Consider the following 16,345-nt stretch of genomic DNA (forward strand, 5'->3'; position numbering starts at 1 on the left):
AATGTATAAACAAATAAACGATGTCATTGAAAGCTTAGATTTAAATTCTATCCCTCAGGATAGATATAAAAGTCTCGATCCAATGATCGATTTCATACAGAATAAAGTGAATAAAGGCGCTATAATTAACCTCAATTTTATCTGTACACATAATTCTAGACGAAGTCATTTATCGCAGGTTTGGGCTCAAGCTATGGCGACCTATTATAAAATTAATAATGTTCATTGTTATTCTGGTGGTACGGAAGCCACAGCACTATTTCCTTCAGCAGCTGAAGCCCTAGAATGTTCAGGCTTTCAAATACAAGAATTAAGCAAGAGTAACAATCCGATTTATAGCATTAAATTTTCTGACACCTACCCTTCTGTTATAGGATTTTCTAAAACCTTTGATGATTCTTTTAATCCTAGCGAAGCTTTTGCAGCCATCATGACCTGCTCCAGCGCAGATAAAGGATGTCCATTTATTGCTGGTGCAGAAGTACGATTACCCATCACCTTTGAAGATCCTAAGGCTTTTGATGGTACGCAATTACAAAAGGAAAAATATTTAGAGCGCAGTCTTCAGATTGCAACTAACCTCAAGTATGTGTTCTCAAATCTAAAAACGACTTAAATCCATCTGAATGTTTAAAAATGCTTTAGCTGAAGGAATCGGTACCTTTTCGATGGTGTTTTGCGGTTGTGGTGCCATGACTGTAAACGAAATTACCAATGGCGAAATAGGACATATTGGTATTGCCATCATTTGGGGTCTCATTGTAATGGCAATGATATATGCATTTGGTGAAATATCTGGAGCGCATTTTAATCCAGCCGTAACCATAGGTTTTGCAGTGAGTGGCAAATTTAATTGGAATAAGGTCCCTCTATACGTCAGTGCTCAAATCTTAGGTGCGTTATTGGCTATTGTAATTTTGTGGATCTTATTTCCAGAATCTGAAAGCTATGGTCATACCTATCCTAGAGATGGTTTTGCACCTTATAAAGCCTTTATTTTAGAAGCACTTTTAACCTATTTTTTAATGTTGGTAATCATCAATGTTTCTACAGGTAGTAAAGAGCTAGGCACGATGGCTGCCATAGCGGTTGGGTCAGTTATTCTGCTTGAGGCCATGTTTGCAGGTCCTATTACAAAGGCTTCAATGAATCCGGTACGATCTATTGCACCCGCTTTTATTAGTGGTAATTTAGAACATTTATGGTTATACATTACTGCACCAATTTTAGGAGCTCTATTTGCAGTCTACACGGCACTGGTTCTTAGAAAATAACCCTATTCAATTCCTTTAAAATCACCAACAAAACAATTGATACTTTTTTTAGCTGTTAAATTTTGTTTAACCTTTATTATAAATCGTTAAACATTATGTATCTTTGAATTGAAATTCAAACACAATGGCAAAGAAGAAATCAATCAAGGAAGCAGACATCATCGTATTTTATATGGATTATGTGCTGTCACATGGTGAACCACCTAAAACAGTGTATGCATTCGCGAAAGAAAATAATTTTGAAGAGCAGAAGTTTTATGAGTTTTTCGGGTCTTTCGATGCATTAGAGCAATCGGTTTTTAAAATCTTTTTTGATAATGCTCATAAGGTTCTCGAAAAGAGTGAAGAGTATTTAGATTTTGATCCAAGAAATAAACTATTAAGCTTCTATTTTACATTTTTCGAAATCTTAACTGCGAATAGAAGTTATGTAATTCATGCGCTCGAAGAAAACAAGAATCAACTTAAAACGCTCAAAACCTTATCAAAGCTAAAACAACGTTTTAGTAATTACATTGAGCATCTTAATATTCAGACCATCGATTTTAAACAAGATCAACTTGAAAAACTTCAAAACAGAGGTCTTAAAGAAACAGCTTGGTTGCAGTTACTCATAACTATGAAGTTCTGGATAGACGATACGTCACCTGCGTTTGAAAAGACCGATATTTTTATCGAAAAATCTGTCAAAGCTAGTTTTGATTTAATTGATACCACACCACTTAAGAGTTTAATAGACCTTGGTAAATTTTTGTACAAAGAAAAAATGCAAGCTGGTTAAATGAAAACAATCGATAGTATACCAATTACCAAAATTTCACGTGCCTCAAAACTAGTTACTACTGGTGCAAAAGTTGGTGTGAACTATTTAAAATATTATGGCGATAAGATGGTCACCTCCAAAGAGGAAGCAAAGGAGCGTCTTAATCAAAACAATGCTGAGGATATCTATGATAGTCTCAAAAAACTTAAAGGCAGTGCTCTTAAGGTAGCCCAAATGCTGAGTATGGAAAAAAGTATTCTTCCACAGGCTTACGTGGAGAAATTCTCATTATCACAATTTTCGGTACCACCATTATCACCGCCATTGGTCATTAAGACATTTAAAAAATATTTTGGAAAAAAGCCTGAAGCCCTATTTGATACTTTCAACGCAACTTCGGTCAATGCTGCCAGTATTGGACAAGTCCATTTGGCAGAGAAGGATGGGAAAAAATTTGCTGTGAAAATCCAATACCCTGGAGTTGCAGAAAGTATCGCTTCAGACTTAGCTTTAGTAAAGCCTGTAGCCATTAAGATGTTTAACATCAAAGGGAAAGACTCTGACAAGTATTTCAAAGAAGTGGAAGATAAACTTACCGAAGAAACGAACTACTTACTTGAGATAGAACAGAGTGAAGCCGTTGTGGAAGCTTGTAAGCATATCCCGAATCTAAAATTTCCAAATTATTACAGAAAATATTCATCTGAGCGTATTATAACTATGGATTATATGAAAGGTGAACACCTTTCTGAGTTTGTAGCCCATAATACAGATGAAGAGGTATCAAATCGCCTGGGACAAGCGCTTTGGGATTTTTATATGTTCCAAATCCATAAGCTACGTAAAGTCCATGCAGATCCACATCCTGGAAACTTCTTGATTTCTGAAGAAGGTGAACTTATAGCCCTTGACTTTGGATGCATGAAAGAAATTCCAGAAGAATTCTATGTTCCATATTTTGAATTGGCTCGAAAAGAAAGTCTGCAAGACCCAGTATTCTTTACTGAAAAATTATACGAATTAGAAATCTTAAGAAAAGATGATTCCCCAGAGGAGGTAAAATTCTTTAGTGAGATGTTCTATGAGCTCTTAAGTTTATTCACCCAGCCATTTCACAGTGAGACCTTTGATTTCTCAGACCCTGAATTTTTTAATAAGGTCGGAGAAATGGGACAACGCTACTCTAAAAGTACAGAATTGCGTAACATGAATGGTAATAGAGGGTCTAAGCATTTTATTTACATCAATAGAACGTTCTTTGGTCTTTACAACCTCATGTTCGATCTTAAGGCAGAGCATGTAAAAATCAACAATTTTATCAACTTGTAACATGGCACAGTTTAGTCTAGAGGATATCAATAAGATGCATCATCTCTATCGCATCAATTTAATTAATAGTTGCTCTGGCTATAAGTCTGCTAATTTAATTGGGACTAAAGATAATCTTGGAGTAAGTAATGTGGCTGTTTTCAGTTCTATAACACATTTAGGCTCTAATCCAGGTTTGCTAGGTTTCTTCTTAAGACCTACAACGGTAATTAGAAATACGTACGACAACATAAAAACGACAGGTAAGTATACGCTCAATCATATTCATGAGGGTATCCTTAAGGATGCACATCATACTTCAGCTAAATATGATTCGTCCATATCTGAGTTTGATGTGACAGCATTAGAAGAAGAATATAAGGATGATTTTATAGCACCTTTTGTAAAAAGTTGTCCTATTCAATTGGCCATGAGTTATGTAGAAGAGTACCCAATAAAAGCCAATAATACCATACTTCTTATTGGACGAATTGAAAAGCTATATGTTCCAGATGAACTGTTGGAAAAGGATGGGTTTATCAACCTATCTAAAGGAAAGGTAGCCACAATAAACGGTCTTGATGGTTATGCCGTTCCACAATTAAAGACAAGATTAGAATACCAAAGACCTAAACCAGAATTTGCAATTTCGAATGACTAATGCGTATACTAATTACAGGTACAACAGGCTACATTGCTAAGCGCCTAGCGCTTCAGCTCTTAGAAGATAAGCATGAGCTTATTTGTTGTGTCCGTGATATGAATCGCATACCTGATGAAATAGAGGAGCATCCATTGTGCTCATTTATAAAAGTGGATTTTTTAAATCCACAGCCAAACACCATTCCAGAAGATATTGATGTGGCCTATTATCTTATTCATTCTATGGCCACAAATTCTGAAGATTTTGAAGCCTTAGAGCGTAAGTGTGCCGAGAATTTCAAAAAACATGTCGAAAAGACGAATTGCAAACAAGTTATTTATTTAAGTGGTATTGTTAATGACAATTCACTTTCTAAACATTTAAAATCACGTCTACAGGTTGAAGAGACTTTAAAGTCGAAGAGTTATGCACTAACAACGTTTAGAGCCGGTATCATCGTTGGTAGTGGTAGCGCTTCTTTTGAAATTATCAGAGATATCGTTGAGAAGCTACCAATTATGATTACGCCAAAGTGGTTAAAAACGAAAAGCCAACCTATTGGGATTAGAGACGTATTGACCTACCTTTCTGGTGCCATTGGTAAAACGGCATTATACAATAAGTCCTTTGATATTTATGGACCAGAAATATTGACCTACAAGGAAATGCTATTGCAGTTTGCTGAAGTTCGTGGGCTTAAACGATATATTTATACTCTACCCGTTTTAACACCTAAACTTTCCTCCTATTGGTTGTATTTTGTAACCTCTACGTCTTTTCAATTAGCTCAGGCCTTAGTGGATAGCATGAAGGTAGAAGTCATTGGTAAACCTAGTGATATCAATACGCATATCGATATCCAACCTATGACTTATAAAACAGCGGTTAATTTAGCGTTTCAAAGAATACAGCAAAACTCGGTAATCTCGAGTTGGAAAGATGCCGTAAGTAGTGGTTTGTTTAAGGACCAACTTTCAAAATATGTAGAACTCCCTCAATTTGGCTGTTTTAAGGATGTGCGTTCACGCGATGTGAAGGACGAAGAATTCACATTAAACCAAATTTGGGGTATTGGTGGTCGAAACGGATGGTATAGTTTCAATGGCTTATGGAAACTGAGAGGTTATTTAGATAAACTATTTGGTGGCGTCGGATTACGTCGTGGGAGAACACACGACACTTATTTAGAGCCAGGTGATCCCTTAGATTTTTGGCGTGTCCTATTTGCTGATAAAGGTGAAAAACGTTTACTCCTATTTGCCGAGATGAAATTACCTGGTGAGGCATGGCTGGAGTTTAAAATTGTTAAAGACAAACTCTACCAACGTGCTGTCTTTAGACCAAAAGGCGTTTGGGGTCGATTATATTGGTATATGGTCTTACCCTTCCACGCCTTTGTTTTTAAAGGAATGATTAACGCATTGGTAGAACCAAAATGAGAGATTTAAAAAAACAACATTTACCTCAAAAGATTTGCCTAGTCTGTGAAAGGCCGTTTACATGGCGTAAAAAGTGGGCTAAGGATTGGGAGAATGTGAAATATTGTAGTGAAAAATGCAAAAGAACGAAATGAGAAACTTAATTTGGTTTAGAAACGATCTTAGAACCTTAGACAATGTTGTACTTCATGAAGCGACTAAACATGCAGAAAAGGTAATTGGTATCTATTGTTTAGACCCAAAGTACTTTGAAGAAACACCTTATGGCTTTAAAAAGACCGAAAAGTATAGGGCTCAATTCTTATTAGAAACCTTAGAAGACCTCAGGTCTGAATTAGAGGACCTCAACATTGATTTATTGGTGTATCATGAGCGTCCTGATGTCATCATACCACAGGTTTGTGAGACCTATGCTATTACAGATATCCATATTCAAAAGGAATGGACACAAGAAGAAGTGGATGAAGAACGGAATGTTCAACAAGAGCTCCCTACTTCCATAACATGGCATAGACACTACAATCAATTTCTTTTTCATCCTGATGATATCAACTTTGAGATTGAAAAAACACCACAAGTATTTACCGTTTTCAGGAAAAAACTTGAAAAATATGTGGACATACGAAAGGAAGTTCATGTAGAAGCACAACCTGAAACAAATCGAATAGATAATCCAACAGACATTCCAAGCATTGCCGATCTAGGCTTTCTCTCGTTTACAATGCATCCAAACACAGCATTTCCTTTTAAAGGAGGGGAAAATGAAGCTTTGGCACGACTAGATTGTTATTTTTTTCAGTCAAAAAAGCTAGGTTTCTATAAAAAGACACGCAATGGATTAGTTGGGCGTGATTACAGCTCTAAATTTTCACCATGGCTGGCCAATGGTAGCTTATCAGCACGCACTATTTATTGGAAAGTCAAGCAATTCGAACAGGAACATTTTAAAAACCAATCGACCTATTGGTTAATTTTTGAGTTGATTTGGCGCGATTACTTTAAGTATGTTTCACTAAAACATGGTAACGCTATTTTTAAGCTCCATGGCATTTTAAATAAGAACTACGATTGGTCGTCTGAACCTTGCAAAATCGCACAATGGATTAATGGGGAAACGGCTTCTGATTTTGTAAATGCCAATATGATCGAACTAAAGGAAACCGGTTGGATGAGTAATAGAGGAAGACAAAATGTAGCGTCATACTTTGCCAAGGAGCTCTACCTAGATTGGCGCATTGGTGCCGCCTATTTTGAATCTTTATTACTCGATTACGACGTGCATAGTAATTATGGCAATTGGATGTACGTCTCTGGAGTTGGTAATGACCCAAGAGACCGAAAATTTAATGTCGATATGCAAGCCGATCGTTATGATACCGATGGAAGATTTAGAAAACTCTGGTTGCAAACGACACTATTTTAAAAAATAATAGCGCATGCACTTACTGAACAAACTATATCCTATTTTTCTCTCAGAGCAAATTAAAAAAAGTATAGAAAAAGTTATACTTTATGTTGCGCTATTGGGATTCTTTGTTCATTTGATATTGATATTTATGTCAAAAAACAATATCGTAAGTTTCCATTTGGAGTCAGAATTATTCAACAATCCAATTTCTGCGATCTATACACCTTTTTCCTTTATACTAATTTATGAAGTATATCTTTTAATTTATTATTTGCCAAAATCATTTACTACATACATCACAAAACAGTATGAAATAATCACACTCATAATCATCAGAAAATTATTCAAAGATTTATCAGGATTGGAACTCACGTCTAATTGGTTTGAGATAAATGGAGATTTACAATTTACATATGATATACTTGCTTCTATCATTCTTTTCTACCTAATTTTTCAATTTCAAAAACAAGGGATGAAAAAAGCCATAAAGCAAAAAACCAATGAACTGAAAATTGAAAGATTTATAAATAGGAAAAAAATAATTGCAGTCCTATTGGTTCCAACATTTATAATTATAGCCATGGCAACATTTTGGAGCTGGATGTCGAGTATTTCTTTTTCCTCTGAGGTTATACCAAGTTTTGAGACAATTAATAATCTGTTTTTTGATGAATTCTTTACCGTTTTAATTCTTGTAGATGTTGTACTATTGCTTATATCCTTCTTTTACACAGATAAGTTTCATAAAATCATTAGAAATTCTGGATTTATAGTTTCCACTATTTTAATACGCTTATCCTTTGGTGTTAGTGGTTTAGTAAGTACCGTATTAATAATTTCTGCAGTATTATTTGGATTGGCCATTATACTTATTCATAATAAATACGAAAATGGTACTGCGATAAACAACAATTAAACAATTAGGTTTAAGTGAAATGAGAAAAGAAGTTGCCCTAGTTTTTCCGCATCAATTATTTAAAGACTCTCCTTTAATTGAGATAGATTGTGATATCTATCTGGTCGAGGAATTTCTATTCTGTACGCATTACAAGTTCCACAAGCAGAAGATCGCCTTTCATAGAGCAAGTATGCAAGCCTATAAAGATCACCTTGAGTCTCATGGGAAGACAGTGCATTATATTGAAGCCATTTCAAAGCAACATGATGTTCGCATATTAATTGCTGATTTGATTGAAAAAGGTATCACCAAATTGCATTGTATTGACCCAACTGATAATTGGCTTCAAAAACATATTAATCATGCATCTGCATCAATAAGTATAAATTGGCTTAATAATCCCCTATTTATTAATACCAAAGAAGAACTCAGTTCGTTCTTTAAACCTACAAAAAAGAAATTCTTTCAAACCGCATTTTATAAATCAGAACGAAAAAATCGAGATATACTAATGGTTTCTGGCGAACCAGAAGGCGGTAAACTTACTTATGATTCCGACAATCGAAAAAAATATCCAAAAGACAAAATACCACCATTTATTCAGTTTCCAGATAAGAGCGATTACCATAAAGAAGCTGAAGACTATGTACATTCAAACTTTGCAAATCATTATGGTGATCTTAATGATTTTATAACCTACCCAATAGATTTTAAATCAGCGTCAGATTGGTTAGAGCAATTTTTTGTGAAACGTTTTCATGAGTTTGGTCCTTATGAAGATGCTATTGTTAAGGAAGAGCACTTTTTAAACCATAGTCTTTTGTCACCACTCATCAATGTAGGCTTACTAGATCCTATGGACATTATACAGAAGGCTATAAGATTTGCAAATGACAACGGTGTACCTTTAAATTCTACAGAGGGATTTGTGCGACAGATTCTTGGCTGGCGTGAATTTATACGTGGTGTCTATGAAGCCAAAGGTACCCAAGAACGCACTAAAAATTTCTGGAAATTCAGTAGAAAAATCCCAGCGTCTTTTTATGATGGGTCCACAGGAATTGAACCTATTGATGATGTCATCAAAAAAGTTTTAAAAACTGGCTACGCACATCACATCGAACGTTTGATGATACTCGGTAATTTTATGGTCTTATGTGAATTTGATCCCGATGATGTTTACCAATGGTTCATGGAGCTCTTTATCGATGCTTACGATTGGGTTATGGTACCGAATGTCTATGGCATGAGCCTTTATGCAGATGGTGGCTTAATGTCTACAAAACCCTATATCAGCAGTAGTAATTACATCATGAAAATGAGTAATTACAGCAAAGGAGAATGGCAAAGGACATGGGATGGTCTCTTCTGGACTTTTATGGATAAGCATCGTGATTTCTTTTTGAGTAATCCCAGACTAGGAATGCTCATTAGAACATTTGACAAAATGAAACAGGAAACAAAAGAGGTGCATTTTAAAAATGCGGCTTCCTTTTTTGAAACGCTATAAATGATAGAACGAAAACCTATACATGTTGTTTGGTTAAAACGCGATTTGAGACTTCAGGATAATGAAGCTATTTCCAATGCTCTAAAATCTGGTAAACCCACCCTACTGCTATATGTATTTGAGCACATGTTGCTTAACGACGCACATTACAGTACGCGCCATTTTAATTTTATTAAAGAATCACTAAGGGATTTAAATGAGCAGCTTTTAGAATATAACACCAAAATACTTACCATAACAAGTGATATTCAGAGTGCTTTTAACCTTATTCAAACCTATTATAAGGTCGAAACGGTATACTCTCATGTAGAAACAGGATTGCTTGTCACTTACAATAGAGACAAAGAATTTAAACGCTATTGTCGCAATAATCTTATTGATTGGGTAGAAAGTAAGAATAATGGTGTGGAACGTGGACTGGCAAATCGCGATAATTGGTTTGAAAATTGGGAATCCTACATGTATCAATCACTTGAAGCATTTCAACCTAAGGACCAGCAATTATTAGATTTAGAAGCTATTAAAGCACTCGAAGCAGTTTCAACGGTTACTCCATTAGAGACACCAGCTGAAAGTAACTTTCAAAAAGGTGGTACAACTATGGCATGGAAATATGCCAATTCCTTCTTTGACAGTAGGCATCAAGAGTACATGTTTAACATTTCTAAACCCGAAGCTTCACGCAAGAGTTGTAGTAGACTTTCGCCTTATATTTCATGGGGAAATGTATCCATAAGGCAAATATTTCAAAAGGGGCAAGAATTACGAGCAACAACATCAGACAAAAGACATATAGGTGCCTTTCTTTCCAGATTACGCTGGCAGGCGCATTTTATACAAAAGTTTGAAATGGAGCATACCATGGAGAGTGCGAGTGTTAACAAAGGCTATCACAAACTCAAAAAGAGTATCTCTAAACGCTATCAGCAAGCATGGCAAGAAGGCCAAACCGGCTTTCCTTTAGTCGATGCAAGTATGCGTTGTTTAATTGAAACTGGTTATGTTAATTTTAGGATGCGTGCCATGTTAGTTTCCTTCTTTACCCATATTTTATGGCAACCATGGCAAGATGCCTCCGCACATCTTTCACAGCAGTTTCTGGATTTTGAACCTGGTATTCATTTCCCACAATTACAGATGCAAGCTGGTGAAACTGGCATTAATAATTTACGCATTTACAATCCTACCGTCAATGGGCTCAAACACGATCCTGATGCAACATTTATAAAAAAATGGGTTCCAGAATTGGCGCAATTAGAGGTGCCATTTATTCATGAACCTTATTTAATGACAGAGCTCGAACAAGGCTTCTACAACTTCAAACTAGGACGTGATTATCCACAACCAATTGTAGACATAAATAAGAACCGCAAATTAGCAAGCGAAATTCTTTGGAATATGAAAGAAGACCCTGAGGTAGTTCGTGAAAGTTTTCGCATACTTCGGCGACATACTATACAGGACAGAGGACGAATGCTCAGAAACGAGTAATACCTTAAAATAACACAAGTTTTCCTACAATCTTAATTCTCTGTTAATTTTTGTTTAACTTATAATCCAAAAGATTAAACATTTTGTATATTAGCATAGATTATGATATTAAATACCACACATAACAATCCTGAGCACAAGCAAATTATCGCGGACTTGGTAGGTCAACCGTTTAGTTTGGTACAGAAATTGAAAATGAAAGGTATAGGGTCAAAACGGATGATTATTGATGAAGTTAGTCAAAACATGCAAAGCATGATGAACAGAGTGTCTGATATCAATTATGCCAATATAGAACTAAGACCGAACGGTATTTTAGTGCGTATTAATCAAGGATTGAAAAATTTTACATGGATCATTCCTTATTATCAGCTTGTCATCTATAAAGTGAATGGCTCGAGTTTACATGCGCAAGGCCGTTTCATTCATTTTAGAGATAGTAAAACCTTTAGAGAGAATAAAAAGTTTTTTGATAAGCTGTTAGACGAGAAAGTAAAGTATGATATGCAGTATGCAATGCCAGCAGGACTATGAATTTAGAAGCACAACATATTGACCGTATTATAGAAATGGCATGGGAAGACCGAACACCATTTGAAGCCATAACTTTCCAGTTTGGACTCAAAGAGCAAGAGGTGGTCGAACTCATGCGAAAAGAAATGAAACCTAGTAGTTTCAGAATGTGGAGAGCTCGTGTTCAAGGGCGCTCAACGAAACACAGTAAAAAAAGAACGTTTGACAAAGGCAGATTTAAGTGTTCGCGTCAAAGAACAATATCAAATAACTCTATTTCAAAACGTTAACTCGTGCTTTGATTTAAGCTTGGAGTACTTAAAGACAGCACATTAAAAAGATTCTATGAAAACAGAAACAACTTCCCTTAAGAATGGTCATCACCTTAATGGTTTTACAACAGAAGATATCGGAGACGACCACCTATTTACAAGTTTAGAAACACCAATGAAAGCGAACGCTTTTGATATGTCTAACGACGAAAAGAAAAAGCGTATAACTATATTATTTTCAGAGATTATGGACGTTTTAGGCCTCGATCTTACTGATGATTCATTAAAAGGCACACCAGACAGGGTGGCTAAAATGTATGTAGAGGAAATTTTCTCTGGTCTCGACCCAGAAAACAAACCTAAAGTAGCCCTTTTCGATAATAAGTACCAATACAATCAAATGTTGGTAGAAAAGGATATTACATTTTACTCAAACTGCGAACACCACTTTGTTCCAATTATTGGAAAGGCACATGTGGCGTACAAATCATCAGGTAAGGTTATTGGCTTATCTAAACTCAATCGTATTGTGCAGTATTATGCCAAACGACCACAGGTACAAGAACGCTTAACTAATCAAATCGCTAACGAATTAAAAACAGTGTTACAGACTGAAGACGTAGCGGTAATTATTGATGCCAAGCATCTATGTGTTTCTTCACGTGGTGTTAAGGATGATACTTCAGCAACAGTAACAACCTACTATGGTGGTGAGTTTAACAGACCTGAAAAGATCGCAGAATTACAGAATTATTTAAACAATTAAGCTATGGATATTTTAGAAAGAGCCTTTGAATTTGAAAACAGGAAACATTCCTTCAAAACGACAAGTGATAGAATTTTGGCCGCTAGAGAAGCAAAAGAAATCATCCTTGGTGTTAACGAAGTTTACAAACAAAAGAAAGACGCTAAGCTAATGGACTTGATGAAGCGTTTAACCGTAATCAAGCAAAAAATTGAAAAACGACTTAAAGGTCGTCCATTAACAGCGGCATAATCAACACTATGAATACAATTATTGTTGTGGGCGGAAGCAGAGGTATAGGCAACGCTATTGTCTCATCTTTGCTTTCTTCGCATAAGGTCATAAACATAAGCAGAAATGCGCCTGAACAAACGCATCCAAATTTAGAGCATCATGAGTGCGATATACTTACCGATGCATTGCCAGAGATCGATGCAGCCGATGGTCTTGTATATTGTCCTGGGAGTATTAATTTAAAGCCGATTAGTCGTTTGAGTACAGATGACTTTAGAAACGATTTTGAGATTAACGTTATTGGTGCCGTAAAAGCCGTACAGAAATACGTACCTGTTCTAAAAAATGGTAATAAACCGGCTATTCTATTGTTTAGCACAGTAGCGTCTAAATTAGGTATGCCATTCCATGCGAGTGTTGCGGCCTCTAAATCGGCAGTAGAAGGACTTACTAAATCCTTAGGTGCGGAGTTGGCGCCTACCATACGTGTTAATGCCATTGCACCTACAGTTACAGATACGGATTTAGCATCCAAATTATTAAGAAATGAACGGATGATCGATAACATGAACGAGCGTCATCCTTTAAAAAAGTACTTACAACCTCAAGAAGTTGCAGATATGGCAACCTTCTTACTCTCTGAAAAAGCGGCTTCGCTTTCAGGACAAATCTTTGAAATGGATTGTGGTATCGTAAGCTTTAAAATATAAACTATGAACCCATTAAAAGCATTTGTCGGTACACTATCGACTACAGATAAAGAGGTGGTACAAAATGCCTCAAAGTCCTTATATGATATACAAATTAATAGTTTGCAAGGGCAACCTATAGATTTATCAGACTATAAAGGCAAAAAAATTCTATTTGTAAATGTTGCGTCTAAATGTGGCTTTACACCACAGTATAAGGAGCTTCAAAAATTGCACTTAACATATAAGGACAACCTTGTCGTCATTGGTGTACCATGTAACCAGTTTGGTGGTCAAGAACCAGGAAATGCTGAAGACATTCAAGAATTTTGTCAGTTAAATTATGGTGTATCTTTTTTAATCACCGAGAAAATCGATGTTAAAGGACCAGAGCAACACCCTTTATATGAGTGGTTGACCAAGAAATACGTAAATGGCAAACAGAATTCTTCTGTGAAATGGAATTTCCAGAAATATTTAGTGGACGAAAAAGGTGAATTTTTAGACTATTTCTATTCCATCACAAAACCCTTCAATAGTAGAATTACCAAATATTTAAACTAAGAACTTATGTTTGGATTATTTAAAAAAACATCGGAAGTAGACAAACTTCAAAAACAGTATGAAAAGCTTATGGCAGACTGGCATCGTTTATCAACAACCAACCGTGCCGAGAGCGATAAAAAATACTCAGAAGCCCAAAAAATCTTAGATCGTATTGAAGCAATTAAGGTCGATACGGTTTGAAAAAAATAGGCTACCTCATAGTATTTCTTATTATAAATTTTGGAGGATTAGCCTTAGGTAATTTAATAATGGGTGAAGGCCCAACGGGCGAATGGTATCGCAATCTTAATAGAGCGCCTTGGACACCTCCAGGCTGGGTTTTTGGTGCAGCTTGGACCTTAATAATGCTTTGCTTTTCTTGGTATCTGGTTGAACTATTTGATATAAGAGGCTCAAAATTTCTTTGGGGATTTTATGGATTCCAAGTCTTACTAAATGTGAGTTGGAATTGGGTGTTTTTTAACCAAAAGTTGACAATGGTGGCCTTATTAACCTTAATAATGCTCATGCTCGTCATTTTCTATTTCTTTATTACCTTTAGAAGTGATCGGCTTAAAACGGCGAAGTACCTCCTTCTACCCTACCTGATTTGGCTCTGTATCGCCATTTCGCTCAACACCTATGTTGTTTTTAATAACTAATCATGAAAATTTACACGCTTCATAAAACTCAAAAACTACCCATAAGCTTAGACGAAGCTTGGAACTTTTTGTGCAATCCAGCAAACTTATCGAAGTTAACACCACAAGAAATGAACATGAACATTATTTCTGGTGCTGATAGACCCATGTATGCTGGCCAAGTACTTCAATATAGTGTTACACCACTACCTGGATTTAAGACCAAGTGGGTGAGCGAGATTACCCAATATGAAGAGAAAAAGTATTTTGTAGACCTTCAATTATATGGACCTTATGCCTTTTGGCATCATAAGCACTTTGTACATGAGATCGATGGTGGTGTAGAAATGGAAGACATTATCGATTACAAGGTCCCATTTGGTATTTTAGGACGAATGGTACATCCTGTATTAGTTAAACCTAAACTAGAATCTATTTTTAACTACAGACGCGAACAACTCGAATTGTTATTTGGCACTTATTAATTATGCAGACACCGATTTCAATATTTTGGTTTAGACGAGACCTTAGACTTTCTGATAATGTAGGCTTATTTAAAGCCTTACAAGGCAATCACAATGTGATGCCTATTTTTATTTTCGATAAGGACATTCTGGATAAATTACCTGAAGATGATGCTCGTGTTACCTTTATACACGATACACTTCAAGATATGCGCAGTACACTCCAAGACAACTTTGGTAGCAGTATTGGTATATACTATGGTAAACCCTTAGAGATCTACAAATCATTGGTAGAGACGCATCAGATTGAAGCTGTATATACCAATCACGATTATGAGCCCTATGCCACCGAACGCGATCAGGAAATAAAAGCCTTTCTCAACGGACAAGGCATCAGCTTCCATACCTATAAAGACCAAGTCATTTTCGAAAAAAACGAGGTGGTTAAAAAAGATGGTGATCCTTATGTCGTCTATACACCCTATATGCGAACTTGGAAAGCACAATTTAAAACTACTGACTTTAAGTTTTATCCATCCGAAGACCATCTCAATAATTTGGTGAAGGCAACTCATTTACCAAATCTAAGCTTAGAGCAAATCGGGTTTAAACGCGCTACTCAAGTAATTAAACCCTACGAGGTCACACCTAAGCTTATCCAAGAATATGAAGCTACGAGGAACTTCCCTGCTAAAGATGCCACATCGCGCTTAGGACCTCACCTACGTTTTGGTACCGTAAGTATTCGTAAAATGGTACACAAAGCCATACAAGAAGAGAATGAGATATTCTGGCAAGAACTCATTTGGCGCGAATTCTTTATGCAAATATTGTGGCATTTCCCACATACTAAAGACAAAGCCTTTAAACCTAAATACGATCGCATCGAATGGCGCAATAATGCTGAGGAGTTCAAACTCTGGTGTGAAGGCAATACAGGTTACCCCTTAGTGGATGCTGGTATGCGCCAATTAAATGAAACCGGATTTATGCATAATAGAGTGCGTATGTTGGTGGGTAGTTTTTTGTGTAAACACTTGTTGATTGATTGGCGTTGGGGCGAAGCCTATTTTGCAGAAAAATTGCATGACTATGAGATGGCAAGCAATGTTGGCAATTGGCAATGGGTCGCAGGTTCTGGAGTCGATGCCGCACCATATTTTAGAATTTTTAATCCCACCTCCCAAATTCAAAAGTTTGATAAACAATTGGAGTATATCAAAACATGGGTGCCCGATTTTCAAGAATTAACCTATCCACAACAAATGGTGGATCATAAAATGGCGCGTGAACGCTGTCTAGAAACCTATAAATCCGCACTGAATTAACAGAAAGAAGTACTTATTTTTAAAAAATTAACTTTTTTTCAAAAATTTATGCAATAATATAAAATACAATGCGTTATTTTGTTAAGACGTTAACGTCTTGACCTGAAAATAACCATTTCAAAAACAATTTTAAAAGCCCTGATGTGCCTCAGGGCTTTTAGTTTTTTAGGCCAAAAAAA

Annotated in this window: 21 protein-coding genes; all 21 read left to right on the plus strand. The window is 36.1% G+C overall.

The window, feature by feature from the left end:
* The first annotated feature begins 1 nt into the window (after position 1).
* Positions 2-616: a protein-tyrosine-phosphatase gene (locus tag ACRHOC_RS08530; RefSeq protein ID WP_431158184.1), complete on the plus strand. Its 615-nt coding sequence runs from the start codon at positions 2-4 to the stop codon at positions 614-616.
* 10 nt (positions 617-626) lie between these two features.
* Positions 627-1,274, plus strand: coding sequence for an MIP/aquaporin family protein (locus ACRHOC_RS08535; RefSeq protein ID WP_431158185.1), 648 nt, complete (start codon positions 627-629; stop codon positions 1,272-1,274).
* Positions 1,275-1,398: 124 nt separating this feature from the next.
* Entirely contained in the window at positions 1,399-2,055 is a 657-nt protein-coding gene (locus ACRHOC_RS08540; RefSeq protein WP_431158186.1) for a TetR family transcriptional regulator C-terminal domain-containing protein, read from the plus strand.
* The gene (locus tag ACRHOC_RS08545; protein WP_431158187.1) at positions 2,056-3,366 is read left to right on the plus strand and encodes an ABC1 kinase family protein; all 1,311 of its coding nucleotides are present in this window, start codon (positions 2,056-2,058) and stop codon (positions 3,364-3,366) included.
* Position 3,367: 1 nt separating this feature from the next.
* Positions 3,368-4,006: a flavin reductase family protein gene (locus tag ACRHOC_RS08550; RefSeq protein WP_431158188.1), complete on the plus strand. Its 639-nt coding sequence runs from the start codon at positions 3,368-3,370 to the stop codon at positions 4,004-4,006.
* Positions 4,006-5,427 carry an SDR family oxidoreductase gene (locus ACRHOC_RS08555; protein WP_431158189.1) on the plus strand — a complete coding sequence of 474 codons (1,422 nt, stop codon included), beginning with the start codon at positions 4,006-4,008 and terminating at the stop codon, positions 5,425-5,427. The genes ACRHOC_RS08550 and ACRHOC_RS08555 overlap by 1 nt, the downstream gene beginning before the upstream one ends.
* On the plus strand, positions 5,424-5,561 hold the full coding sequence (locus ACRHOC_RS08560) for a DUF2256 domain-containing protein (protein ID WP_431158190.1): 138 nt from the start codon (positions 5,424-5,426) through the stop codon (positions 5,559-5,561). The genes ACRHOC_RS08555 and ACRHOC_RS08560 overlap by 4 nt, the downstream gene beginning before the upstream one ends.
* On the plus strand, positions 5,558-6,850 hold the full coding sequence (locus tag ACRHOC_RS08565; protein ID WP_431158191.1) for a DASH family cryptochrome: 1,293 nt from the start codon (positions 5,558-5,560) through the stop codon (positions 6,848-6,850). The genes ACRHOC_RS08560 and ACRHOC_RS08565 overlap by 4 nt, the downstream gene beginning before the upstream one ends.
* Positions 6,851-6,983: 133 nt before the next feature.
* On the plus strand, positions 6,984-7,751 hold the full coding sequence (locus ACRHOC_RS08570) for a hypothetical protein (RefSeq protein ID WP_431158192.1): 768 nt from the start codon (positions 6,984-6,986) through the stop codon (positions 7,749-7,751).
* A 19-nt stretch (positions 7,752-7,770) separates the two neighbouring features.
* Positions 7,771-9,243: a cryptochrome/photolyase family protein gene (locus ACRHOC_RS08575; protein ID WP_431158193.1), complete on the plus strand. Its 1,473-nt coding sequence runs from the start codon at positions 7,771-7,773 to the stop codon at positions 9,241-9,243.
* A complete protein-coding gene (locus tag ACRHOC_RS08580; protein ID WP_431158194.1) occupies positions 9,244-10,734 on the plus strand; it encodes a deoxyribodipyrimidine photo-lyase/cryptochrome family protein in 1,491 nt (496 codons plus the stop codon).
* Positions 10,735-10,836: 102 nt separating this feature from the next.
* Positions 10,837-11,268 carry a hypothetical protein gene (locus ACRHOC_RS08585; protein WP_431158195.1) on the plus strand — a complete coding sequence of 144 codons (432 nt, stop codon included), beginning with the start codon at positions 10,837-10,839 and terminating at the stop codon, positions 11,266-11,268.
* Positions 11,265-11,537, plus strand: coding sequence for a TIGR03643 family protein (locus ACRHOC_RS08590; protein ID WP_431158196.1), 273 nt, complete (start codon positions 11,265-11,267; stop codon positions 11,535-11,537). Before ACRHOC_RS08585 ends, ACRHOC_RS08590 begins: the two co-directional genes overlap by 4 nt.
* 55 nt (positions 11,538-11,592) lie before the next feature.
* A complete protein-coding gene (gene folE, locus ACRHOC_RS08595) occupies positions 11,593-12,285 on the plus strand; it encodes a GTP cyclohydrolase I FolE (protein ID WP_431158197.1) in 693 nt (230 codons plus the stop codon).
* A gap of 3 nt (positions 12,286-12,288) precedes the next feature.
* A complete protein-coding gene (locus ACRHOC_RS08600; protein ID WP_431158198.1) occupies positions 12,289-12,516 on the plus strand; it encodes a hypothetical protein in 228 nt (75 codons plus the stop codon).
* Positions 12,517-12,524: 8 nt separating this feature from the next.
* On the plus strand, positions 12,525-13,208 hold the full coding sequence (locus ACRHOC_RS08605; protein WP_431158199.1) for an SDR family NAD(P)-dependent oxidoreductase: 684 nt from the start codon (positions 12,525-12,527) through the stop codon (positions 13,206-13,208).
* Positions 13,209-13,211: 3 nt separating this feature from the next.
* A complete protein-coding gene (locus tag ACRHOC_RS08610; RefSeq protein WP_431158200.1) occupies positions 13,212-13,751 on the plus strand; it encodes a glutathione peroxidase in 540 nt (179 codons plus the stop codon).
* Positions 13,752-13,757: 6 nt separating this feature from the next.
* Entirely contained in the window at positions 13,758-13,934 is a 177-nt protein-coding gene (locus ACRHOC_RS08615; protein ID WP_431158201.1) for a Lacal_2735 family protein, read from the plus strand.
* Positions 13,931-14,395, plus strand: a complete 465-nt coding sequence (locus ACRHOC_RS08620; protein WP_431158202.1) for a TspO/MBR family protein — start codon at positions 13,931-13,933, stop codon at positions 14,393-14,395. The genes ACRHOC_RS08615 and ACRHOC_RS08620 overlap by 4 nt, the downstream gene beginning before the upstream one ends.
* Positions 14,396-14,397: 2 nt before the next feature.
* Positions 14,398-14,859 (plus strand): SRPBCC family protein, encoded by a 462-nt coding sequence (locus ACRHOC_RS08625; RefSeq protein WP_431158203.1) that lies wholly within the window; start codon positions 14,398-14,400, stop codon positions 14,857-14,859.
* A 2-nt stretch (positions 14,860-14,861) separates the two neighbouring features.
* Complete coding sequence (locus ACRHOC_RS08630; RefSeq protein ID WP_431158204.1) at positions 14,862-16,166, plus strand: cryptochrome/photolyase family protein; 1,305 nt, start codon at positions 14,862-14,864, stop codon at positions 16,164-16,166.
* Positions 16,167-16,345 lie beyond the last annotated feature (179 nt).

It is taken from the genome of Winogradskyella poriferorum (assembly GCF_050618035.1).
GTDB lineage: Bacteria > Bacteroidota > Bacteroidia > Flavobacteriales > Flavobacteriaceae > Winogradskyella > Winogradskyella poriferorum_A.